At 42.5% G+C, this 24,005-nt stretch carries 18 protein-coding genes and 5 pseudogenes; 9 read left to right on the forward strand and 14 right to left on the reverse strand.

The annotated features are described in order from the left end of the window. Nucleotides 1-125: 125 nt before the first annotated feature. The gene (gene arfB, locus ACE1CA_RS06265) at nt 126-542 is read right to left on the reverse strand and encodes an alternative ribosome rescue aminoacyl-tRNA hydrolase ArfB (protein ID WP_413278217.1); all 417 of its coding nucleotides are present in this window, start codon (nt 540-542) and stop codon (nt 126-128) included. A gap of 107 nt (nt 543-649) precedes the next feature. On the opposite strand from arfB, the gene ACE1CA_RS06270 reads away from it, so the two are divergent. The 3 genes from ACE1CA_RS06270 to ACE1CA_RS06280 all read left to right on the forward strand — a co-directional run bounded on the left by ACE1CA_RS06270 (nt 650) and on the right by ACE1CA_RS06280 (nt 4,185). Further along, complete coding sequence (locus ACE1CA_RS06270; protein ID WP_413278216.1) at nt 650-2,392, forward strand: ABC transporter ATP-binding protein/permease; 1,743 nt, start codon at nt 650-652, stop codon at nt 2,390-2,392. 57 nt (nt 2,393-2,449) lie between these two features. Next, nucleotides 2,450-2,716, forward strand: coding sequence for a Precorrin-3B methylase (locus ACE1CA_RS06275; RefSeq protein WP_413278215.1), 267 nt, complete (start codon nt 2,450-2,452; stop codon nt 2,714-2,716). A 182-nt stretch (nt 2,717-2,898) separates the two neighbouring features. Beyond that, the gene (locus tag ACE1CA_RS06280) at nt 2,899-4,185 is read left to right on the forward strand and encodes a DEAD/DEAH box helicase (protein WP_413278214.1); all 1,287 of its coding nucleotides are present in this window, start codon (nt 2,899-2,901) and stop codon (nt 4,183-4,185) included. Nucleotides 4,186-4,308: 123 nt separating this feature from the next. On the opposite strand, the gene ACE1CA_RS06285 is transcribed toward ACE1CA_RS06280, so the two are convergent. Next, a complete protein-coding gene (locus ACE1CA_RS06285; protein ID WP_459563621.1) occupies nt 4,309-4,671 on the reverse strand; it encodes a PIN domain-containing protein in 363 nt (120 codons plus the stop codon). Nucleotides 4,672-4,952: 281 nt separating this feature from the next. Between ACE1CA_RS06285 and ACE1CA_RS06290 the strand changes: the two are divergent. Next, nucleotides 4,953-5,120, forward strand: a pseudogene (locus tag ACE1CA_RS06290) (IS4 family transposase); the annotation flags it as partial. Nucleotides 5,121-5,478: 358 nt separating this feature from the next. On the opposite strand, the gene ACE1CA_RS06295 reads toward ACE1CA_RS06290, so the two are convergent. The 3 genes and pseudogenes from ACE1CA_RS06295 to ACE1CA_RS06305 all read right to left on the reverse strand — a co-directional run bounded on the left by ACE1CA_RS06295 (nt 5,479) and on the right by ACE1CA_RS06305 (nt 7,913). Next, complete coding sequence (locus ACE1CA_RS06295; protein WP_486517682.1) at nt 5,479-6,867, reverse strand: hypothetical protein; 1,389 nt, start codon at nt 6,865-6,867, stop codon at nt 5,479-5,481. Between the two features lie 187 nt (nt 6,868-7,054). Continuing rightward, nucleotides 7,055-7,345: pseudogene (locus ACE1CA_RS06300) on the reverse strand (transposase family protein); the annotation flags it as partial. A gap of 178 nt (nt 7,346-7,523) precedes the next feature. After that, a complete protein-coding gene (locus ACE1CA_RS06305) occupies nt 7,524-7,913 on the reverse strand; it encodes a hypothetical protein (RefSeq protein WP_413280814.1) in 390 nt (129 codons plus the stop codon). 454 nt (nt 7,914-8,367) lie between these two features. Here ACE1CA_RS06305 and ftsH point away from each other — a divergent pair, with 454 nt between their 5' ends. Then, on the forward strand, nt 8,368-10,158 hold the full coding sequence (ftsH, locus tag ACE1CA_RS06310; protein ID WP_486517683.1) for an ATP-dependent zinc metalloprotease FtsH: 1,791 nt from the start codon (nt 8,368-8,370) through the stop codon (nt 10,156-10,158). 230 nt (nt 10,159-10,388) lie between these two features. Here the strand turns inward: ftsH and ACE1CA_RS06315 are convergent. Further along, nucleotides 10,389-10,668, reverse strand: a pseudogene (locus ACE1CA_RS06315) (IS5/IS1182 family transposase); the annotation flags it as partial. A gap of 6 nt (nt 10,669-10,674) precedes the next feature. On the opposite strand from ACE1CA_RS06315, the gene ACE1CA_RS06320 reads away from it, so the two are divergent. Beyond that, nucleotides 10,675-10,830: a hypothetical protein gene (locus ACE1CA_RS06320; RefSeq protein WP_486517684.1), complete on the forward strand. Its 156-nt coding sequence runs from the start codon at nt 10,675-10,677 to the stop codon at nt 10,828-10,830. A gap of 7 nt (nt 10,831-10,837) precedes the next feature. On the opposite strand, the gene ACE1CA_RS06325 is transcribed toward ACE1CA_RS06320, so the two are convergent. Next, complete coding sequence (locus tag ACE1CA_RS06325; RefSeq protein ID WP_413280812.1) at nt 10,838-11,305, reverse strand: DUF6220 domain-containing protein; 468 nt, start codon at nt 11,303-11,305, stop codon at nt 10,838-10,840. Between the two features lie 128 nt (nt 11,306-11,433). On the opposite strand from ACE1CA_RS06325, the gene ACE1CA_RS06330 reads away from it, so the two are divergent. Beyond that, nucleotides 11,434-12,141 carry a helix-turn-helix transcriptional regulator gene (locus tag ACE1CA_RS06330; RefSeq protein ID WP_413280811.1) on the forward strand — a complete coding sequence of 236 codons (708 nt, stop codon included), beginning with the start codon at nt 11,434-11,436 and terminating at the stop codon, nt 12,139-12,141. Between the two features lie 146 nt (nt 12,142-12,287). Here the strand turns inward: ACE1CA_RS06330 and ACE1CA_RS06335 are convergent. The 7 genes and pseudogenes from ACE1CA_RS06335 to ACE1CA_RS06365 all read right to left on the reverse strand — a co-directional run. Further along, a pseudogene (locus tag ACE1CA_RS06335) lies at nt 12,288-12,506 on the reverse strand (pirin-like C-terminal cupin domain-containing protein); the annotation flags it as partial. A gap of 180 nt (nt 12,507-12,686) precedes the next feature. Beyond that, entirely contained in the window at nt 12,687-15,260 is a 2,574-nt protein-coding gene (locus ACE1CA_RS06340) for a PAS domain S-box protein (protein ID WP_413280809.1), read from the reverse strand. 276 nt (nt 15,261-15,536) lie between these two features. Next, nucleotides 15,537-16,127 carry a HEAT repeat domain-containing protein gene (locus ACE1CA_RS06345; RefSeq protein WP_486517968.1) on the reverse strand — a complete coding sequence of 197 codons (591 nt, stop codon included), beginning with the start codon at nt 16,125-16,127 and terminating at the stop codon, nt 15,537-15,539. Next, a pseudogene (locus ACE1CA_RS06350) lies at nt 16,101-16,871 on the reverse strand (HEAT repeat domain-containing protein); the annotation flags it as partial. The pseudogene ACE1CA_RS06350 and the gene ACE1CA_RS06345, both read right to left, overlap by 27 nt. 190 nt (nt 16,872-17,061) lie before the next feature. Further along, the gene (locus ACE1CA_RS06355) at nt 17,062-17,898 is read right to left on the reverse strand and encodes a phycobilisome rod-core linker polypeptide (RefSeq protein WP_459563701.1); all 837 of its coding nucleotides are present in this window, start codon (nt 17,896-17,898) and stop codon (nt 17,062-17,064) included. 135 nt (nt 17,899-18,033) lie between these two features. Further along, entirely contained in the window at nt 18,034-18,522 is a 489-nt protein-coding gene (locus tag ACE1CA_RS06360) for a globin family protein (RefSeq protein ID WP_413280806.1), read from the reverse strand. Between the two features lie 141 nt (nt 18,523-18,663). Further along, nucleotides 18,664-19,182, reverse strand: coding sequence for a phycocyanin subunit beta (locus ACE1CA_RS06365; RefSeq protein ID WP_413280805.1), 519 nt, complete (start codon nt 19,180-19,182; stop codon nt 18,664-18,666). 318 nt (nt 19,183-19,500) lie between these two features. On the opposite strand from ACE1CA_RS06365, the gene ACE1CA_RS06370 reads away from it, so the two are divergent. Beyond that, a complete protein-coding gene (locus tag ACE1CA_RS06370; protein WP_413280804.1) occupies nt 19,501-20,178 on the forward strand; it encodes a response regulator transcription factor in 678 nt (225 codons plus the stop codon). Between the two features lie 616 nt (nt 20,179-20,794). Next, nucleotides 20,795-23,860 (forward strand): pentapeptide repeat-containing protein, encoded by a 3,066-nt coding sequence (locus tag ACE1CA_RS06375; protein ID WP_413280803.1) that lies wholly within the window; start codon nt 20,795-20,797, stop codon nt 23,858-23,860. The last annotated feature ends 145 nt before the right edge of the window (nt 23,861-24,005 follow it).

Below are 24,005 nucleotides of genomic sequence, written 5' to 3' on the forward strand. Positions count from 1 at the left end.
TGATTCTCAAAGTGTTATTAATCTCTCCTCCTTCACGGACTTATTTTGAGTTATGTATTGCCAGACTAATTGATTAGAGCCTAAAGCCAACATCGTGAATGTAAGCGAGGTCTTCTCTGTACCAATTATTCATCGACCACTTTTCCTCGGAGAGTCTTAATCTGACTTCGTTTCGTTTTGCTATCTAAACGTTTTCTTTGAGAACTGCGAGTTGGCTTGCTTTTTTTTCGAGGTTTGGGGAGTGCGATCGCACTTTTAATCAATTCTTGCAATCTCTGCAACGCCTCTTCTCGATTCTGCTCCTGAGTGCGGTGTTCTTGAGCCTTAATGACAATCACACCTTCTTTGGTAATCCGCCCGTCGGAAAGCTTCAACAGCCGTTCTTTGTAAGACTCAGGTAACGAAGAAGCAATAATGTCAAAGCGCAAGTGAATGGCAGTCGCCACCTTATTGACATTTTGCCCTCCAGCCCCTTGAGAGCGAACTGCACTCATTTCAATCTCACACTCTGGAATAGTCACATTCTGAGAAATTTGTATCATAATTTAACAATTGTCCAGAGATGAGTCACGCTAGTCTTTAAGCAAATTTTACTCTGGTTCATCTTTATCTATTATCTCCTGGCAGACTGAGTAAGGAAAATAAGCCAATGGATCGATTGAATTTCAATGTTTTGCAGCAATTTTGGACGATCGCCAAATCCTACTGGTCAGGGGATGAAAAATGGCGAGCCAGAGGGTTGCTGCTGGGAGTCGTGCTGTTCCTGCTGGCGTACACGGGATTGAGCGTAATACTCAACAACAAGCGAGGCGTGTTAATTTCCGCCCTTTCCGCCCAGGACGAAAGCCGCTTTTGGCAAACGGTAATTGTTTTCATTGCTGTGCTGGTAATCTATGCACCATTGCTGGCGGGTTATACTTATCTGCGCGATCGCCTCAGTTTACAATGGCGCAAATGGCTCACTCATCGATTCGTAGATAACTACTTTCGCAACCGTGCTTATTACAACCTACATATCTCAGAAACCGAGATTGATAACCCAGATCAGCGGATTGCCGAGGATGTTCGCAGTTTTACCCAAGAATCACTTACCTTTTTGCTGGTGTTAGTGGAGTCGGTGCTGTCGGTGATTGCTTTTAGCAGCGTACTCTGGGGCATTTCTAAACCCTTAGTATTTTTTCTGGTAATGTATGCTCTGATTGGAACTTTGGTAACAACATTTGTGTTTGGTAAGCCGCTTGTCCGACTCAACTTTGAACAACTCAAGAAAGAAGCGAATCTTCGTTTTAGTTTAGTGCGAATTCGGGAGAATGCAGAAGCGATCGCTTTTTATCGCGGAGAAGAGCAAGAGTCAAATCAGGTTAAACATCGGTTTTTAGAGGTATTTGAGAATGTCAAACGGCTTTTGGTTTGGGAATTGAACTTAAACATTGTCACGAACGCTTATGAGTTCATCCCCTTTATTCTGCCTGCTTTGGTTGTCGCACCTGCGATTTTTGCCGGAGAGATGGAGGTGGGTAAAGTTTCGGAAGCGCAGGGAGCTTTTATCCGCGTCTTTTTCTCGCTCAATGTTGTTGTTGCCCGTTTTCAACAATTGACTACGTTTGGCGCTGGAATTAATCGTCTCTATACCTTTGCTCAGTTTTTAGAACAAACAGAAGCAGATCGAGCATCCGACGAGCAAAAGCCCAGAATTGAGACGGTTGAGGCAGAGCGTCTAGTAGTGGAACACCTGAGTCTACAAACTCCCAATTATCAGCGGACGTTGGTGGAAGATTTGTCGATCGAAATTCCTGCTGGACAAGGACTTTTGGTGATGGGACCAAGTGGTTGCGGTAAGAGTTCGTTGCTCAGAGCGATCGCAGGACTATGGAATTCTGGTACAGGTAAGATTATTCGTCCTGCATCTGACCAGATCCTATTTTTACCACAGCGTCCTTATATGGTACTGGGTACTCTCCGCGATCAACTGCTCTATCCCAACACCCATCTCGAAGTTAAGGACGAACACTTAAAGCAAGTTCTGGAACAAGTGAATTTAGCAGATTTAGATGAAAGGTTTGGTGGCTTTGATGCCGAACCGGATTGGGCAGATGTCCTCTCGTTGGGCGAACAACAACGGTTGACTTTCGCTCGGTTACTGCTGAACCAACCCAAGTACGCTATTCTGGACGAAGCGACCAGCGCGTTAGATATTGGTAATGAGGAACGGTTATATCAACATTTGCGGGAAAAAGGGACTACTTTTTTAAGTGTGGGGCATCGCTCTACATTGGTTTCTTACCATCAATCTTTGCTAGAACTGTCTCAGGACAAAACCTGGCAGATAAAACAACCTGTGTCTATTGCCAAAGAACAGTCCCAGTTATTTGAACTTCCATCAACCACTTGATAATTCTACATAGTAGTCGGTCTGTTTCCTTTCCTCACCAGTAAGAAAAATTGAACTATGGCAAAGCAGGAAGAACCACTCACGGGAGAAGCACTTGTTAAGGAAGTTTGTCGGCGGATTCGAGTAGCTCGTAGCTACTGGGATGCCCATAACAATGCAGCTTGTCGGGGAGAAAGAGAGAAAGCATTAGCCCTTTACAACACGCTGACTAAAGAACAAAAAGACCAGATTCCGCAGCAGTTGAGGGTATGGTTGCGTTACCGCAGTGAAAAATACTTTGGTACACACCGAACACCACCTAAATCAAAACGAAAGTTGAAATAGTATTTTTACAAGAATCATAATTCTTGTTAGAATCAATATCTGCCATCTACATTCCGGTCTGTTACTGGCGCATTGGAGAAAAGCTGATTCAAGCCATCCCACTGAAACATAAATTTCCTGCTCTTAGACTGGCCCCAGGTATTTGATTTGGGATAGGGGCACCACTAGGAGTAACTACATCAATGACATTTCGTAACCTCGGTCTTTCGACCGACCTGCTTCGTGCTGTTGCCGACTCTGGCTACACAGAGCCGACCCCCATTCAGCAGCAAGCAATTCCCGCCATCCTGCAAGGAGAAGACGTTTTCGCCAGTGCCCAAACTGGAACGGGAAAGACGGCTGGCTTTACCCTACCTCTACTGCAACTTTTGGGCACCACCAACCCTAAAGGGGGACATCGCACGCCTCGCGCCCTTATCCTCACTCCGACTCGCGAACTGGCAGATCAAGTTAACGATAGCGTCAAAACTTATGGTAAATACTTGTCTTTGCGCTCGGCTGTAGTCTATGGCGGTGTGGGAATTGTACCGCAAATTCAAATGCTGCGTCGGGGAATTGATATTCTAGTCGCTACACCCGGACGGTTGCTCGACCACCTGGGGCAAAAGACCGTAGATTTATCCCACGTAGAGATACTAGTGCTGGATGAATGCGATCGAATGTTAGACATGGGTTTCATCCACGATATTCGCAAGATTTTGGCGCAATTGCCTTCATCTCGGCAAACGTTGATGTTTTCTGCCACTTTCTCTCTTCCGATTCAGCAACTTGCCAAGACTCTGCTGAAATCTCCAACCCAAATCGAAGTCGCTCCCCGTAATACTGCTGCTTCTCAGGTGGAACAGGTAGTTCATCCAGTCGATAGTCAGCGCAAGCGAGAACTGCTTTCTTATATGATTGGGTTCCACAATTGGCAACAGGTGCTAGTTTTTACCCGCACAAAACACGGAGCCAACTGTTTAGCTGAGCAGCTTGCTCAAGATGGGCTGAAAAGCACTGCAATTCATGGTAACAAAAGTCAGGCAGCCCGCACCCGTGCCCTGCAAGACTTTAAGCAAGGGAAAGTGCGGGTATTAGTCGCCACTGATGTCGCATCACGGGGTCTAGATATCGACCAACTTCCATTTGTGGTGAATTTTGAACTCCCTGATGTCCCAGAAGACTATGTGCATCGCATTGGTCGCACAGGTCGTGCTGGAAATGCGGGACGAGCAGTTTCGCTAGTCTGTGAAGATGAATATCCACTCCTGAAGGACATCGAACGGTTGCTCAATCAAACCCTTGTCTCATCTGTAATTCCAGGGTATGAGCCAGCATCAATTGTCAAATCTAAGGCAGACCAACCGAAGCGTCAGCGATCGAATCAACGTCGCAGTAATCGTGCTAAGTCCCCGACACCATCTACACCCACCCGCAGCAAAAAGCCCACCTCACCAGGTCGCGCTCCCAAAAAGCTGCACACTGCTTAAACACCTAGCAATTGCCGCATAATCAGGGCAAGATACCCGACTTCACAAGAGAAGTCGGGTATCTATTCCGCTGGCTCACAACTCAAATAGAATTGCTATATATTTAGAGGCGTGAGCGATCGCTCACGCCTCAATTTTCCAATCTTCAACCTGCAACCCCTCAATCCGCCCAAACTCCCCTGTATTATGTGTCACCAGAGTTAAATTATTTGCCAGAGGGATTGCGGCAATTTGTAAGTCGTAAGCTCCAATGGGTATGCCTCTAGTTTCTAACTGTGCCCGAACCACCCCAAAGGTAATAGCGGCAAGATCGTCAAAAGGAAGTGAAATAAACTGTTGTAAGAATGCTTGCTGTAGGGCAAAGTTGCGTTCTGGGTTGGCACTTTTCATCGCTCCAAAGCAGAGTTCTGCTTTGACAATTGAACATACAGCTATCTCTTGATTGACATCTCCCCTCAAAGATTTCTCATTGGTGTCTCCAGAGATACAAAGTAGTGACGTACTCAAAGCAATCGAGACAGCGATTCCAGCTTTGGCCATCGAAGAGGCGATCGCTAATACCAAAACCGAAGAGGAACGTAGGCGATCGTTACTAGCACAATTAGTGGTGAGCCTGGTAATAGCAATGAGTTTTTGGTCGCCCCAGTAGTCGTCCAGGTACACAAGCAGCGTTTCCCTTGCGTTAGATTAGTCATATTGGTAGAAGCAGGAACGCACTTAATATTTGATGCAATAAGAGTGTCCATATCGCATCGGAGAACGAGTGCGGGCATTGGTCAGTTAGGGTATTAATGTTTCAAGCTGCAACCACTGCTGGGGTTCCACCATTACGCCTGGGTTTTACAGGCACATTACGAGTCATCCGTCGTGCCATTCCTAAGTTTCAACGCTTACAACCAGAAGAATTCCCTTTTTTTTCGATTGGCTCACCCTAGAGATTTTAGATACGTTATTACCCGAAGGAGTTTCACGTAATAACCCCTGAGTTGTGAAAAAACCTGTATCAAAGTTTCGTTCTAAAAAGCCAAAACACAGAGGTACTGGACAACGAGTTAAATCTCCTAAATTTCATATCACTATTCACTCTTTCAGCCTTAACTGAACCGTATTGGGCTAAAATCAGTTGAACTCAAGTTCCTGTTGTGAAGTATAACTTGGCGTTTTACGCCAAATTATGTTGCAAGTGACAAACTCTGACTTTTTACCCGGAATTCACCTCGATTCTAATGACGACTTACTTGATTAACAGTTGAGGACGGAATTAATCATATAAACTTCACTGCTGTTTCTAGCTTATTCCTGCATCCCTTCGTATAACAATCGGGCAAATAATCGCGCACCATCATCTTTTTTCAGTTCGCTGTAAGCGGGAGGTTGTCGAAAACCAACCACTCGCAAATCTGATAATAATTCTGGGTGAAATTGGCAGGTAAAAGAACGCCGAATTAGTTTACTTTCAAAATCTTTGTAATTGATACAAGTAGCCGAACATTCTGTTAACACCTCACCTTCATGAGCAGTTGAACAAAGTATTTCGATCGTATATGGCATTTGCATCAGCCACGATAAAGAACTTCCGGCTAAAATATGACGGTGGGGAATAATGGTATTGTGTAACAGAAGATATGCCCAGTTAGCAAACAATATTGCTTCTTCATTCACTTCATCAGAATGAAACATAGCAATATTCAGTTCGTGTTCGTACTCGATCGAAGTATCAATTACCCCTTTGAACTCATCTGCTGTTACTTCATGGGCTGTAATTAACTCTTGGGGAATTCCCGATGTTTCACTATTCGGAGATTGATAGTGAAGTAACTGGCGATCGCCAACTTCTTTGAATTCATTAGGCGCAACAGTGAATTCTGGTTCGTGCCAATTTTGGGCAACTACATTACCATTTTTTTTCTTAACTTGTAGAGAATTACCAACACTTTCAATTTTCTGACAAACAGTTTGCAATGCTTTTAGAGCTTTACCTTGAGGGTCGCGTTGTAATTCTGTTAAATTCAGCACTTGCTGCACAGCCTTTTGAATTAGACGAATATGTGCTTGGGCTGCTAATTGATGACTCAAACAAATAAAAATTGCAGGCGCACTGGTAGGCGAGCGCGATAGTAATAATTTCTCTACAAATAAGTGCAATTCTGCTAGTGAAGATTTACCTCCAGCAAAGGTAGAAGCATCTCGCACCGATGGTTCGCCGCCTTCTAGCACTACCGCTAAACCAGAAGAGATCACAGGAATAATCGCTTCTGGATCTAGCAATCCTGATGACCATAATGGGAATAAAATCGAGTCACAATCAGCAATAGTTTGAGCGATATAAGCAACATTGAGAGAAGCACGAACGTGCTCTCCTAATGGGTTATAACCAACGTGGTCCCAGGGTTCAACGATCGCGATCGCATTACGAAATAGTCGCGGGTGTTTCATCAAGAATTCAAAGTCTTCCTGAGAGTTAATCACTTTTTCTAGTGGCTGACTTTGACCCCAGTCAAAACTACCATTCTCAGAGAGTAATGATTTTTCCTGCAAAGGGTTTTCCGAATGGCGATCGGCTAAAAAACGTCCCAGTAGAATATGTACCGATTCAAAGTCTGAACAACCTTGACTTAAATAACCTGGTGTTAGCCGCCAATTTTCTTTATCTGGTGAACTCTTTAATTCATTAATATTCAAGTGGCTTGCTCATTAACGACACCCAAATTGTGCTATGGGTGTCCCCCTTTTGGCAAGCCTACCACCGTAACAATGTTGTTAGAAGCTTGGACTTTGGACAAAAGAAAAATTGCTTCGCGTTATAAAATCGCGAAGCAATTATCATTAGACATTTCCAAAAAAAAGATAAAGATAGTTGCACTACTATTCATCCGCTGCTAATCGCTGATTTTATTGGTAGTATTATTGTGCCAAGTCGTAAACGAACTAAGCCACACACTGTCAAAATTACTTGTTCATAATGTAACGGCCTCAACCGAAATCTTTCCTGTGCAATTCGGAAGATTTTGATTAATCTAATTGCGTGTTCTACGACAATGCGTTGGCTGGATAATTTTTTATTTTCTTGTTTTTGTTCTGGGGTTAATTCTTGTTTTTTCTTTCTTTTATGTGGAGTTTCTATTTGTTTTTCGCCTACGTAACCTTTGTCGCCTTTAAACTTTTAAATAGGAAAGGTTTTTTGTAGCGCGATCGCTCATTTCTTGCTTACTTGAACGAACATCAGCAGATTTGTAATCGAGCCAGTTCCCAGGTATAATTCAGGTTTAGTTTTGATTTTTTCTAGCAGATCAAATAATGTACTCATTAGTGTAATTAACCCCATTGAATCGGAATCTTTAAAACTCTTCAATTATTTCTACTTCAAAGTTATTAGAAAAAGAACTAAAATCTTTGACCCAATCTTCTGGTGATAGTCCAAAGCTGGAAAGATTATCAAATATTTTTCCATAAACTTCAATACCGTAGTGAACTCGGACGACAATATTACCGATCGCTTCTGGTTCTGTCACCAGTGCCAAACCTGCTAAAATTTGTGCTGGATCTGACCCAATCGGTTGCCCCAGATCGATCCAATAAATATCCCCTTGGTTAATATTACTCTCAATAGACGATCCTGGTGGCGATCGCTCTAAAGTAAAGTAGAGATTGCCAAAAAAATGTCGAGTTGAATCAAAATCATTCATCGCCATGCCCATCTTACTTACTAAATCTACATCTGTGTTCATCTGTGTTTATCTGTGGACATCTGTGGTAAAAAAAACCAAGACCAAAAACTCTATGCCCACCCTACTTACTGGGGTAGCTTGTACAAAGAATGCCTGCCCCTACAAACCATCGTTACACGACGTGCAGGGAAATTAGCTGTGAATTTTCGCTGGCATGGCAACAAATGATGCTACATTAAGGTACTTCAGTTTGCGATCGCCTTATTCCGCATCATTGTAGTGACGTTAAATACCCAGCAGTCAGTAGCCAATTAACTTCGTTAAAAGCCCGAACTAAAAAAGCGTAATAACCGCACTTATTAACTTGTTTTTCGGAAAACACTAAAAAAAATAGCGTAATCTCATCCGTCATTTTAAAAAGGGTTACAGGAGAATCAATACTAGTAAGAAGTCTGGATGAGATAAATAATTCAATTTCCGGCTTCTGATGTTCCTTTCTCTGGAAATTGGTTCTATGAAGACGGAAAATCGTTCAGCAGCAACTTACAACACTTTTATCGAACAGGTAGAATCCAACCAAGTTCAACGGGTAATTATTAAACCCGATGTTTCGCAAGGAAAAACTGCTTCGCATCGCATTGAATACACTGTTAAATCGGGATTTGATACTCAACATTACTACACTTATTTCACTGGAAATATAGAAGAACTAACTAATTTATTGCATAGTCATGGTGTGAATTTCATCATTCCCAAAAACTCCGAAACTGCCGCAGGTATCTTGGGTTTACTCCTTTCTACTGGGGTTCTCATGGGACTCTTTGCATGGTTGCTGAAATTCACCAACACAGGCGGTGGTAGCATCGGTGTGGGTATGGGACTGGGCAAAAGTAACGCACGGGTTTACAATCGGGGCAAAACTGGAACCACTTTCGCTGATGTTGCAGGCGTAGATGAGGCGAAACAAGAACTGCAAGAAGTAGTTGATTTCCTGGCTAATGGCGAGAAATACCGCAAAATTGGCGCTAAAATTCCTAAAGGAGTCCTTTTAGTTGGCCCTCCGGGAACTGGGAAGACTTTGTTGGCGAAAGCTGTTGCAGGTGAAGCTGGTGTTCCTTTCTTAAATATGTCCGGTTCTGAGTTTGTGGAAGTCTTCGTCGGCGTGGGTGCTTCACGGGTACGCGATTTGTTCAATAAAGCTAAAAGACAGGCTCCTTGTATTATCTTTATTGATGAATTGGATGCGATCGGTAAAACTCGCAGCGCCGGGATGCCCAATGGCGGTAATGACGAACGGGAACAGACTTTGAACCAATTACTCACAGAAATGGATGGTTTTAATGGTAATGATGGCGTTATCGTGATTGCAGCCACTAATCGTCCCGAAATCCTTGACCCGGCTTTACGTCGTCCCGGTCGTTTCGATCGCCAAGTGTTAGTCGATCGCCCTGATAAAAGCGGTAGATTGGAGATCTTAAAGGTTCATGCTCGTGCGATCGCTGTTGGTGAAGATGTTAATCTGGAGACGATCGCTGCTCAAACCGCTGGTTTTGTTGGTGCAGATTTGGCTAATTTGGTTAATGAAGCGGCGCTGATGGCTGCACGCAATAATCGTCAAGCGGTTTTGATGGCAGATTTCTTTGAAGCGATCGAACGGGTAATTGCTGGATTGGAAAAACGCTCTCGAATTCTTACTCCAACTGAGCGACAAACTGTAGCTTATCACGAAGTCGGTCATGCTTTGGTGGGCGCACTGATGCCTGGTGGCGATAAGGTGACAAAAATATCAATTGTGCCTCGTGGTTTGGGGGCTTTGGGTTATACTTTGCAAATGCCTTCTGACGATCGCTTTTTGATGCTTGAAGATGAGTTGCGTGGGAAACTGGCGACTTTGTTGGGTGGGCGATCGGCTGAAGAGATTATTTTTGGTAAGGTTTCTACAGGGGCTAGTGATGATATTCAAAAAGCAACTGATCTAGCCGAACGTGCGGTGACGCAGTATGGTATGAGTAGTGTTCTTGGGCCGATCGCTTTTGAAAAGAATGCTGCACAGTTTTTAGAAGGTGGTAGTTCTCGACGGGCGATTAGTGTAGAAGTGGCTACGGAGATCGATCGTCAAGTTAAACAAAACATCGATAAAGCTCACGATCTAGCACTAGAAATCCTACAACTAAATCGCGGTTTGTTGGAATATACTACTCAACTTTTGTTAGAAAAAGAAGTGTTAGAAGGTGAGGAACTGCAAGGGATTTTAGAAAGAGTGAAAGCACCAGATGAATTGAATGCCTGGTTGATGAAAGGTTAAGATTGTTCCTCATCAAACAAGGATTTCAGGAAAAAAGGATTTCAGGAAAATTAGTTACGAAATATTAAGCACATCTTTATGGAGAACAGCTTTCTTTATGAAAAACCTGGACTTTCAGATTTAGCTCTTTGCAAGAAACCCGGTTTTTAGCCCTAGTGCAAGATCTGAGTGTTATTACTCACGGGAAGTCGATTTTGATGGCTTTGAATGGCAATAATTCAATCTCTTCCTCTATCCATCACTATTGCTTCGATTGCTTGATCATCAGATACTCCTGTATAGGCTTGTAGAATGATGCACAGTGCCAGTTGTGCAGGTGCAACCGGACATTTCCCCCGAAGAGCTGTCTTTATACAACAAATTAGCCAGTTCTTCTTGGAATTCAGCATCGAACAGGATGTGGCGATTTTGCCTTAGAAATAAGAACAGTTTGGCTTTTCGGATACGTTTGGCTACTTTTTGTTCTTCCACTGACAGTTCTATGGGCGGATTCCAGATTGGTGGTCTCATAGCTAAATGGGTGTTGAGCCTGACGATTTTTCTACCACACCAGATCACAGCCTTTTTGTCAACCTCTTTTACTGGACTGGCGCTCTAGGAGTATTTGCTCGGGGCGATCGGCAAGCCATTGAATATCAACAACGACCTCTGAATTACCATTATTTATCATAAAATTCCCCTAAATTGTTGTAAATTTGTTCTCGTTTTTCGCAGGTGAGAGAATGTTTCCTACCCGATGTACCAGTGTTGTGGAAGCAGAAAAAAGGGAGAATCCAAGCAAGGGATGAAGAATGGCTAAGGAAAAAGGCAGGGGAAGTTGTGCATGAATGGTGAAAAATTGCAATCCTAATAAAATGGGTAGGCTCAAGGTTAGCATTCGGACTCGTTGAGGGAATGGAACCAAGTAAACCCATAGCAGTAAAATTAGGGACAGTCCGCTGTAGCTTCGCACAAGCCAGACGTGAGTATTCCACCAACCAGAATTATCAAAATAAGCTAGTCCCACAGTCAGCACTTGGGCAACTAGACAGAGATTGAACAAAACAGCAATAATATAAAAGCCGATTATCGCTGGTGATAAGGAAGTTTGGGAGTTTTCTGGAGTTGGATTGACGATCGCATCAAGTGAGTTGGCAGAAGAATCCATAAATTTGCTAAAGCCTCAAGTTGATTTGCAACACTAAAGTCAGATTAAACTGGCTACCTCTGTCTGAATAGACCTCGATCGAGTACACTTAGCTCTAGAGCCGTTGGTCAGCTTTCATGGAAACTATAATGGAAAGTCCTTTGCAGCCATTATTTACAGCGATCGCTCAAGCACAGGATGAAACCGAAATAAAAGTGTCGATAATGGCAGCACTAGGCGAGTATTTTGCGGCTAATCGCTGGAAATTGAGTTTTCTAGACCAGCTTCCTGCTGTTAATGAAAATACACCAAGAATGGTGAAACTGGCTTTGTCGCTGGACTACAATCCAGTATTGCGTTACTTAGTACAGCGCCATGCGGCTGTGCATGAGGGAATTATTTTACCGAATGGAGTTTGGCAGACAATTTGCCCTCGCGCCGATCATGGGCACGTTATGGTCGGTCCGATCGTCACTCATGGTAAACTAGTGGCTGGGATTGCCTTTACTCGCCATCGGGATGAATCTGCTTTTAATGGGGATAATCTGGCGGATTTAAGTGCGCTATGTCTGCATCTTTCGACGCGAATCGCTCAAATACGTTCTAAACCAGTTACTCTTGAACAAAATGTTGTTAGCGTAGACTCTTCTAGAAAAAATCCCCTCACACAAAGGGAAATGGAAATTGCCGAACTGGTTGCACAAGGGCTGACGAATGCTCAAATTGGCACTAAATTATGGATTACGGAACATTCGGTTAAGCAAGCATTAAAGCGGATGTTTCGCAAGCTGGGAGTGGTATCCCGCGCCCAACTGGTAGCCAGAATTGCCGAACTAGATATTGCAGTGATGCGTTAGTGTATGGCTTGCTTTAACTACGACCTCTAACCGATATGTCCTTCAAAAAATAGCTCATCCAGATTGCATTCAACCTGGACGAACTCAATCGATTAATGGCTAAAAATCTGATGCTAGAAGCATGACAACATCAGCATGAGCTAACACTACATCAGAATTACGTTGCAAAGCTGCGTCATACTTATAAGCAAAATCATTTCCCCATTTTGGTAATCTTCGATCGCCTGCATAATTTCGGCTTTTGTGTTCATCACAAATGGCCCATAGCGCACCACAGGTTTATTCAACGGTACTCCACCAATCAGCAGGAAATCGAGCGGTTGTTGAACATCAATAGGGTTGGTAATCACAACCTCATCACCATCAGTACATAATACGGATCAAAGCAGAAAATTTCAAGGCAGCAAGGTAAGTTTGCGTTTTTTTAGCATGGCAGATGATGCTCTTCCAATGTTAGTAGTGCTGCACTAATTGCCAACTTAAAATCAATACCCGTGAATGAAACTCTCAAGCAGCCTTTGGGAGAAGGATTTCTAAATCTTTGTTCAAGTCTCTAATTTCAGATTTATGTGTGGAGTTTTTTCGCTTCCCAAAGGCAAAGTAACAGTAAAAGTCGTCCCCACCCCTACTTCACTCTTTAAATTAATACTCCCACCATGCAACTCTACACATTTTTTCACCACCACAAGTCCTAAGCCAGTACCGGGAATATTCCGCACATTTTTTCCCCGATGAAATGGTTCAAATAACAGTTTTTGATCCGCTTCCGAAATGCCAATTCCTCGATCGCGAATTCGCAAAACGGCATTTGTTCCATCACTCTCTAAATTAAAATAAATATCGCTGCCTTGGGGAGAATACTTAATCGCATTAGAAAGCAAATTTGATAAAATCGACTTGAGCAATTTTTCATCTAAATAAGCACGACTACATTCCCCAACACATCGAAATTTAATTTGATGATTCCCACCTTGACTTAACCGAATTTCTTCAATAAGATTCAAACAAAAATTTTCTAAATTTAAAAACTGCGGTTTAAATTCTAATTTCCCGGTTTCAGCGCGATTAATAGTTAAAATATCATCCAATAATTGAATCATGGTTTTTACAGAAGATTGAATTCTGTTTAAATTCCTGGCAATTTTCTCATTTTGCTCTGATTGAATGCTGCTATTTTCTAAAAGTTGCGCTGCTGCTAAAATTGTACTTAAAGGAGTACGAAATTCATGGGATGCCATTGAGAAAAAGCGCACTTTTAAAGCACTAAGTTCTTTCTCTCTTTCCCAGGCGAGGCGAATTTCATCTAAACGTTTGCGTTCGGTAATATCACGAGAATTGACAAAGATTCGGGTAGTTTCTGCATAGTCTACAAAATTCTGACTAATCGCTTCAAAAATTCGCCAAGTTCCGTCTTTGTGACGACGACGAAATTCTATTGATAAAGCAGTTCCAGGATTTTGAATGGTGTTAGTAAAAGTTCGTAAAGCGTTGGTAACATCGTCTGGGTGAATGTATTCAAAAATGTTCTTTTCCACTAAGTCAGCAGAAGCATAACCTAACACTTTTTCAACGGATGGACTTTCGTAACTGATAGTACCATCAGCGTCAATAATAGTGATAATATCTAAAGCATTTTCGATTAAAGATCGGAATCTTTCTTCACTTCTTCGCAATGCTTCTTCAGCTTCTTTCCTTTCGGTAATATCTCGTTGCACAGATATCCAATGCCTATACCAACCTGTTTTATCTGCAACTGGAACCACGCTAAATTCTACCCAAAATTCTGAACCATCTTTCCGGTAATTAATGACTTCAACTGTGACAGACTCCCAACGAGAAAGTGCCTCTCTAACTTTGTTTAATTCGTTGCGATCGGTTTTTGCACCTTGGAAAATTCGGGGGTTTTTTCCTAACACTTCTTCTAATGTATAACCAGTCATGTTGGTAAATGCTTTGTTAGCATAAAGAATGCGGGGGCCGGGTTCATCAATTGGTGCTGCTTCAGTGATTAAAACTGCGTCATTTGTGTTAACAACTACTGATTGAAGTAGGCGTAATTCTTCTTCTTGGCGTTTTTGTTCGGTGATGTCTGCAACTACCGCAACTAAACCATTAACATTACCTTCGCTATCTTTTAAAGGTGCAGCAGAAAAGCTAATATCTATTGGTTTTCCGTCTTTTTTCTGGCGGCGTAATTCGCCTGTATAATGAATTGTTCCTTGCAATACGCTTTCTTTTAATGACTGGAATTCTTCGATTTTATCTTCGGGAACAATGGGATTTGGTCGATCGCAAACTTCCGCCTCTGTCCACCCAAACATTCTTTCGGCAGCCGGGTTCCAAATTTTCACGTTACCATTTAAATCTAAAGTGAAAATGGCGCGAGGTGATGCAAAAATTAATGCTTGTAAGGTATGATTTGTGTGGCGCAATGCTTCGTTAGCTAATGCTAATTCTTCGGTGCGTTGTTGGACGCGAATTTCTAAGTCAGCGTTGAGTTCTTGCAGTTGTTCGTAAAGTTCTGATTGTTGAATTGCGATCGCTACCTGTGTCGCCAATTGTTTCATTAATTCTACTTCCGATGTTTCCCATTGTCGAGGGCCGCTACAATGATGAGCAATCAATAATCCCCAAAGGTTTTCTCCTTGTAAAATGGGAACTACTAACTTTGCTTTTACGCCAAATTGTTTGACGAATTCGATTAAACAAGGTTCAATATCTGATTTTTCAATATCAGTAATGGCGCGAGTTTTACCTTTTGAATAAGCTTGATGATACTCTTGAGGAAATACTTCTTCAGGAAAAGATTGTCCTAAAATTAAGGGCCATTCTGGTAATACTGTTTCGGTAATTGCTGTACCTGTTCCATCTGACCACAAGCGGTAAATTAAAACGCGATCGCATCCCAAAAATTGCCTAACTTCGGCTACAGTTGTGACTAATACTTCTTCTAAGTTTAACGATTCTCGAATATGATGGGCTATTTGGGTGACTAATCTTTCTCTTTCTGTTTGTTGGCGCAGCACTATTTCTGTTTGTTGGCGTTTGCTAATTTCTCGGTTTAATAAGTAGTATGCTGCTATTAAAATCAGGAGGTTAATTAGGAGGATGATTAACATTTTGGGTGAGGTTGAAAGATTTTATTATTAAAACCGCTACAGACGCAGAGGAAACAGAGGGAAGAAAGAGAGATGAAATATTATCTGTGTTCATCTGTGGTTAAAAATCCGAAATTTTAGCTATTGTAGTAAGTTTATTCTATACAGGAAATTCCCACCCCAAAAAGGAGTGGGATAATTGACTTTCACTTCAACAAGTACGGAGTAGGAGTTTAACGTAGTCGATGGAAGCTATAGGGAAAAATGTTTTTGACCGCAGATTAATACAGATGAATTTTAGTTGTTGATTTTGATTTTAGCAGGTTGCCAATTTTCTAAGGCGGTTTGGCAACGTAAGCTGACAATTTGATCTGTTTGTTGTTGTAAACACTGTGCTAAAATTGCTTGAGTTTCTGGGGTGTTGATTTCCTGTAATGAGACGATCGCAGCATAACGTAATGCCCAATCTTCAACGTTAGATAATGCCCAATTTAGTTTTTCTATGCAACGATTAATTGCGGAAATATCGTTTGTTGTGCTGCCAATTTTTCCTAATCCTCTCGCTGCCATTCTTCGCACGCTTCCTTGACAGTGATTGGCAACTTCTATCCCCACAACTTCAATTAATAAATCAAGGGCGCGAATGTCACCAATTCTTGCTAATGCTTGGATAATAAAACCTTGAACTCCGTGATCTTTACAAGTTAAAAACGCAGCGATTAAAGGTTCTACTGTTTCGGTTCCAATTTCTACTAATGATTCTACTGCTATTACTGAAATCGCTGGATGATGATGGTGCAATTGTTCAATTAAAGAAGCGATCGCTTCCCCACGAATTACACTAACTTCCCGATTTTCCGGTAGTAGCAATCGATCGATCGCACCCAATAAAAAGCTTTTCCCCTCGCCAGATGTCCCATTCTCTGCTTCATCTGCCAGCACAGCTTCTAAAATTCGCCTCAAATTCAACAACTTTAAACTATCAGCAACTTTCGCAGAAATTATCGCTTCTGCTGCGGTTAAATGTCCGATCGCACCCAAATCAAAAGCAGCTGCCCACCGCAAATAAATATTCTCATGACTGAGATTTTGGATCAACCTTTCTATATATTGCGGTTCCTGAGTTAACAAATAAAGATATCTCGCTGCGGCACATTGCACCCGTTCTGATTTATCCTGTAAAAAAGGTTCAATTAAATCCCGAACTTCCCAAGCTTCTAGAGTTCCTAAAGCTTCAATTATTGCCTCAAAAGGTTGCTCAGAATCGGATTTTAAAAGAGTAATTAAAGCGGGAATTGCTTGTCGATCGCCGATCGCTGCGATCGCCTGTACCACAGCTTCCCTTAAATTCAAATCTTCGCAATCTAAAGCTGTTAATAAATCAGGCAAAGCTTGAGGATTCTTTAACTGTCCTAATGCCCTCGCCGCTTGCCTTCTTAAAGGATAACCACCCTGTTCGGTACGATAGCGTTCATCCCGCAAAGCTGCACATAAAAAAGGACAAGCTGACTGCACTTTATTTTTACCTAACCACCAAGCAGCATAATAACGGGTTTGATTATCATCTCCGGTTAAAGCAGCGATCGCACTTTTTGCCGAATTAATGGGTTCAGTCGAGTAAGTAGTAGTCATAAAAATTGTTGTTTATTATTAGGGACTAGGGATAGGGGACTGGGGACTAGGAAAATTTTTCAACCTGAAATTTGGGTTTTTACCTATTATCGATACCTTTAGATAAGGTAAAAGAAAAAGGAACGTCCCAGTCCCCAGTCCCCAGTACCCAGTCCCGTAGGACAGGCATCCTGCCTGTCACACCCAATCCCTAAGCAGGTGAAATACTAACAATTTTTCCGCCCCGCTTATGGATTTCTTGGTATTTTTCCGACAATTGATCGAAGGGTACAGAATAAATTTGGCGACTGCGACGCACCGCAACTTTTGTACCAACTCCGCCTATAATTGCTTCTACCAAATATACGCGAGAATCCCCTCTGTTGGGCGCACTGCGTAAAGTTCCCACATTGCTAAGCGCACTTCTGGTAGTAACCGTTGGTGGAGTAATCGCATTTGACAAATTCATGGAAATTCGCATCCGCAGTTTGGAATCTCTTCCTCCATACTGGGCATTATCACTATTTCCATTTCCCCGATATAGGCTGAACAAACGGTTAAATCCTACGGTTTTTTGCCCTGCAATTGATTGAAATCCCCGATAAAAAGGAACGGTATAATCACCAAAAGCACTGTCATATTCTGGGCTATAAATGTAAGAATCGATTTCTGCTTCGTAGCCCTGAGAAGCGTAAATATCAACGTGATAAGCAATCTCTGATTGATCGTAAGGCGCACGTCCCAATAAGTGCTTATAATTCAATTCAATGAACCGCACTTGAGATTTGTTGTAGAAAAAGCGCTCTTTGTAAAATTCTGATTTTGCTAAAGTCGCAATAAATTGCCGCACGTTAATGCTGCCATTTCTTAACAAAGCTTCGGCACTGGAAAATACACCACTGGTATACACTCTTTCCCGTCCGAAAACGTGCTCGTAAGCGGCGCGAAAAACTTGTTGCAATTCGTCTTCTGTCCAATTGCGGCGCAGTTCATATTTTTTCCCAACTGCGCCGCTAATGCCTAAGCGATCTTCCGTTAAAAGACTCATGTTTTCTACTCCATTAAAAAACGTTTTTGTCATTGGTCAATAGTCATTTGTCTTTTGTTATTTATCATTTTTGAATTAATCACCCATGACAAATAACTAATGACAAATGACACTTGACCAATGACTAAGAACGAGTTAGCTTAGTGCGTTGATTGCGTAGTTGAGGTAAATGTTGGCTTCACCTGCGGCATCGCCAGATAAACCATGATTGTCACGAACAAATTCTAATGCTGCAACGTACCAGCTAGGAGACAATCCCAAAGCAGCGTTAAATTCTTTCACGCCAGCTAATACATATTCATCGATCGGCCCTGTACCACCAACAATACAGCAGTAGCTAATAGTACGCAAGTAGTGGTCAATGTCACGGACACACTTGTTCTTGCCTTCTTGGGTAGAAGCATATTGTGGCCCTTGCATTTGGGTGGTGTAAGGGAACTTTTGATACACATGGTTAGCAGCAGCTTCTGCCCACCGTTTGCCATTATTATTAAATGCTTTGGCAGCTTCTAATCCAGCACGCGCACGGTTAAAGCGACCGAAAATCGCTTGCATTTCGGTATTGCTGAGGTAAGCGCCGCGAGAATCTGCTGCTGCAATTGCTTCTGTAATCGGGGTCTTCATGATATCTTTTTTCTCCTCAATGCTTTGATAAAGCTGTAGGGTGTAATCTGAGGTGTGTAACTTAAATTCGATTCATTGTGCAGGATGGCAGATGAAAAAGGCTAAAGAACTTTTCCTTACCTTCTGCCTTCTGCCTTTTTACTAGGCAACTGCGCCAGCGGCTCGATCGAAATAACCAGCCAATTCTGACATTAAAGCGCTACAATCTCCTCTGGTAATACCATTGGAATCGTTAGCAATTTGAATCGCCGCATCTTTCATTTTTTGGATGCCTTTAGCAACAGTGTTACCGGGAGTTCCCAAAGCTTGATAAGTTTCGCGCAAACCATTTAAGCAACGGTCATCCATTACACTGGCATCGCCCGCTAGTACGGAGTAGGTGACATAGCGTAAAATAAATCCTAAGTCACGAATGCAAGCAGCTTGGTTGCGGTTATGGAAGCAAGCACCACCGGGGCCAAATACTTGGGGTTCTTCTGCAACTAATGCACGATAAGCATTAGCGGTAATGGTGGAAGCGTTGCTGGTGAGACGGTTCACTACGTCCAAGCGTTTGTTGCTTTCGGCAACCATGTTGGACAAAGCATTTACTTGATCTTCGCTTAGGTAAGCACCTTTCTTATCAGCTTGATCAACTACTCTGGAGAAAGCGTCGAGCATTTTCTTAAATCTCCTAAGTTGCTTAGGTTTTATAAATTGCGGCTGTCAAAAGTTCAGCTTGCATAGAACATTACATTCCAAAAGTAAAAAAATTGGTGAGGAAAAGGTAAAGAAATCGGAAAGATGGTAACAAATTGAGTAAATTGTTACAAACAGAAACAATAACTTAAGTTATTATTACCAAATTTTGTAAAAATTCTTAACTTTTATTGCGAATATTAAGCCAAAATAATGTTCACCAAAGGGGGTAAGATTTTCTCAATACCCGAACTCTTACTGCCAGAAGGTTATTAATTTTGTTGAGAGAATTTTGCGCTTATGAGGATTCTTCTGGTTGAAGATGATTTCCGCCTTGCAGAAACGTTAGCGGAAGCACTGACCGATCAGCGCTATGTTGTTGATGTGGTGAGTGATGGGGAAGCGGGATGGGAACAAGTCAAGTTGCTCAACTATGACTTGATGCTTTTAGATTTGATGTTGCCAGAGTTGGATGGGATGAGTCTTTGTCAGCGTTTGCGATCGCACGGTTACAATATGCCCGTGCTCATGCTCACCGCTTGCGATACCATCACCGACAAAATTAATGGTTTAGATGCGGGTGCTGATGATTACGTTGTTAAACCTGTAGATTTAGGCGAATTATTTGCTAGAGTTCGTGCTTTATTGCGGCGCGGAAATTCCTGTTCACCCCCGATTTTAGAATGGGGAAAACTGCGTTTAGACCCGAGTACTTACGAAGTAAATTATGCAGACAAACCGCTACATTTAACCCCTAAAGAATACAGCTTGTTAGAATTATTACTCAGAAGTGGGCGGCGCGTTCTCAGTCGCAGCGTCATTATTGAACATATTTGGTCGTTGGAAGCACCCCCAGAAGAAGACACAGTAAAAGTGCATCTTCGGAGTTTACGGCAAAAGTTAAAAGCTGCGTGTGCTCCAGAAAACTTAATCGAAACAGTTCACGGTATGGGTTATCGTTTGCGACAATTAACCTAAATTAATATTTCTCTAGCTTTTACTTCAGCATCTTTAAAGACTTCAAGCATTTCAAGTAATGTTTTTTCATCAGGTAATTCTTTCGTGGTAATCCCCTTAAGAAATTGAGAATTTGATTTATTGTTTAGTATTCGTAGTATTTTTTTTGTATCCTTAGTTTTTTTTTGTAATAGGAAATTTCCGATCGTTCTCCCTCACTCAATATCTATATTTAGAAGTATTGACAAAATTGACTCTTTTTTAATTTGTTAGGAATTATGAAGATTAAGTAAAGTTACTTAAAGAATTCTCTATATTAAAAATTTTATTCAGGGAAACTACCTATTGTTTTTCCCTTGACTGGGTAATAGTGTTTTTGTATTCTTATAAATAAATCAACCAAACTTAATTGTTTGTAACAAGCGAACCCAAAGTACTACTAATAGTACTTTTTATAGATAGAGCTCTGGCTTTCACATTATCTATCAAGTAAGTGTAATTACGTAAATCAGAGTTTAGCTTTGAGTTTGATTACACTTCTTATGCCTTTGCATATATCAACCTATTTGTGCAAGCAAAATTTTACTTGACACAAATTCTTCCGTGTTTTTACAGACCTGATTGGGGATGATTTGGAATGGCGGCTCAAAACTTTAGCGAACAACAACTAACAGGAAATGACTTTAGCGGTCAAAACCTGAATGGCTCGACATTTTTCAAATCTAAACTCTATGGTGTGCAATTCGTCCAGACAGGACTAAGAGGCACCAACTTTGAAGAAGCATATTTGAACAATGTGAATGCAGCGAGAGCCGTATTTGCACCTAATACCAACTTGGGGCCAGCTAGTTTTTTTAAAGCAACCTTAGAATTTGTCAGTTTCCAGGGAGCCAACCTAACCGGAGCAAATTTATCATTAGTTAGCACCAAACAAATCAACTTAAGAAACGCTAACCTAACCAACGCCAGTTTACGAGAAGCGAATCTGAGTGGCGAACAGTCAGAGCGTCCAAACCTTGCAGGAGCCAACTTTACCGGAGCCGATTTCTACAAAGCAAAGCTGAAAGCGGCTGACTTCACCGGATCTACTTTAGCGAATGCCAAGTTTGAAGAAGCCGACTTAGAAGCCACGCTTTTAGTCAACGTTAATGCAACGGGTGCAGATTTCCGGTTAGCAAAATTAACAGATATCACCCTGCAAAACTCGATCTTTGATTTAGCTAATTTCAGTGGTGTCTTCTTGAGTGATGCCCCACTCGAACCTGGACAGACAGGCAATGTGAGGTTTCGCGGTGCTAATTTAAGCGGCTTTATGGCAGATGATGCCGTTTTGACTGGGGCTGATTTTAGTGCCTTTGTTGCTGCCAATGGCACCGTTACCGTCACCAACCTCACTGGCGCTAAATTTGCTGATACTGATTTAAGTGGAGCCAACTTCACCCAAGCGAACGCCGAAGGCTTATTCTTCAATGGAACTGCCATTGGTGCGAATTTCACCAATGCTCGTTTAGTTAACGCTGATTTATCTAAAGGCGACTTTACAAACGCTAACCTGACTGGTGCCAACTTCACAGGTGTAAAGTGGGTTGATGGAATTGCCATTGGTGCAAATCTCACTAATGCCAAACTGAATAATGCTGACCTGTCGAAAGTCAACTTCACAGGTGCAACCTTAGTAGGTGCAGACCTCACAGGTGCAAATCTGGTTGATGTCGTTGGTATAATTCGAGGGGATAGCGGTAACAACGTCCTGGGTGGTACAGCAGATAACGATAACATCTTCGGCTTTGAAGGCAGCGACAACCTGACTGGACTCGGGGGAGATGATTATCTCGACGGGGGCGCAGGTAATGATACTCTCAACGGCGGTGTTGGTAATGACACCATGAAAGGTGGAGCAGGTAACGACACCTACACAGTCAACACTTCTGGCGATGTCATTATTGAACTTGCCAGCCAAGGCACTGATACTGTCCAATCTACCGCTACTACCTATACCTTAAGCAGCCATATAGAAAGGCTAAATCTCACAGGTACAGCTATAGAAGGCATTGGCAACGATCTCGCCAATACGATTACAGGTAACGCCAGCAACAACAACTTGAAAGGTGAAGCCGGAAACGATACCTTAAGTGGTGCTGGTGGCGATGATACCCTCGACGGTGGCACAGGCAATGATAGCTTGGCAGGAGGTGTAGGCGACGACACCTATATTATTGATAGTGCCAGCGACGTGATTCTCGAAAATGCCAATGAAGGCACTGATACTGTCCGCTCTAGCCTTGCAAGTTATACTCTGGGTGCCAACTTAGAAAACCTGACTTTAATTGGCACTGCCCAAAATGGCACAGGTAATGCACTGGCTAACGTTATTACTGGCAACGAGAGCAACAATAACCTCAACGGCGCTGGTGGCAACGATACCCTAAGTGGTGCAGGTGGGAATGATACCCTCAATGGCGGCGTAGGCAACGATGCCCTGATCGGCGGTACAGGCAACGACACATATATAGTTGATAGTGCTGGAGATACTGTTACTGAAAATGCTAATGAAGGGACGGATCTAGTTCAGTCTAGCGCTGCTAGTTATACCCTGGCTGCCAATGTGGAAAACCTGACTTTAACTGGCACCGCCCAAAACGGCACAGGTAACGAGCTTGACAACATTATCACAGGTAACGGGCTTGACAATATCCTCGACGGTGCGGCTGGTAATGATGCCCTGATTGGTGGTCTGAGCAACGACACCTATATTATTGACAGCGCTGGAGATAGTATTACTGAAAATGCTGCTGAAGGCACTGATACTGTCCGTTCTAGCCTTTCTACCTATACTTTAGGTAGCAATCTGGAAAACCTGACTTTGATTGGCACAGCCCAAAATGGCACAGGTAACGAGCTTGATAACATTATCACAGGTAACGAGCTTGACAATACCCTCGAAGGAGCGGCTGGTAATGATTCCCTGATAGGTGGTCTAGGCAACGACACTTATATTATTGATAGTCTCAGCGATGTAATAACCGAAAATCTCGGTGAAGGTACTGATACTGTTGTTTCCAACCTCGACTACATCTTGGGTGGCAACCTGGAAAACCTGGTTTTGGTAGGAACTGCGCTCAATGGCACAGGCAACGATCTTGCCAATAGCATCACAGGCAACGAAGGCAATAATAGTCTGAATGGAGGATTGGGTAACGATATTCTGTTTGGCAATGGTGGTGCTGATACCCTCGTGGGCTTAGGTGGTGCGGATAGCCTTGATGGTGGTGATGGTAATGACAACCTCAACGGTGGCATCGGTGCTGATTCGATTCTGGGTGGGGCTGGTGATGATGTCCTAACTGGCGCTGATGGTAATGATATTTTAGTCGGCAGTGTTGGCAATGACACCATTACAGGAGGTGTAGGTAGCGATACGATTCGTTATGCCAGTGGTGATGGGCAAGACAGAATTACTGGATTTACCACTGGTGCGGGTGGAGACTTCCTTTCCTTTAGTGGGATTGCCAATATTGATGTGCGTGTTGTCACTACTGCTACAGGAACTAATACTCAGATCCGATTAGGTGATGGGATTAGCGGAAACACAGGCTTTGGAACAGGGGAAATATTAATTGTTCTCGCTGGTACTGGCTTCACCCAAGCGGATATCACTACCAACATTATTGACTCGGCTGGAACTACATTCTTGTTCTCGTAATTGAAAGGGCGATCTGTTGTAGGCAGACGATCGCTTTTGTCAAGGGTGCATCGAACTTATGCGTGTAAAAGTTTGGCAAAACTAACTCTTTAACCTAACTTTTAGCGACAGTCAGAATTTTTAAATTTGCATCTATATCTAGGGG

This window comes from Floridaenema evergladense BLCC-F167, from assembly GCF_041929205.2.
Classification (GTDB): domain Bacteria; phylum Cyanobacteriota; class Cyanobacteriia; order Cyanobacteriales; family Aerosakkonemataceae; genus Floridanema; species Floridanema evergladense.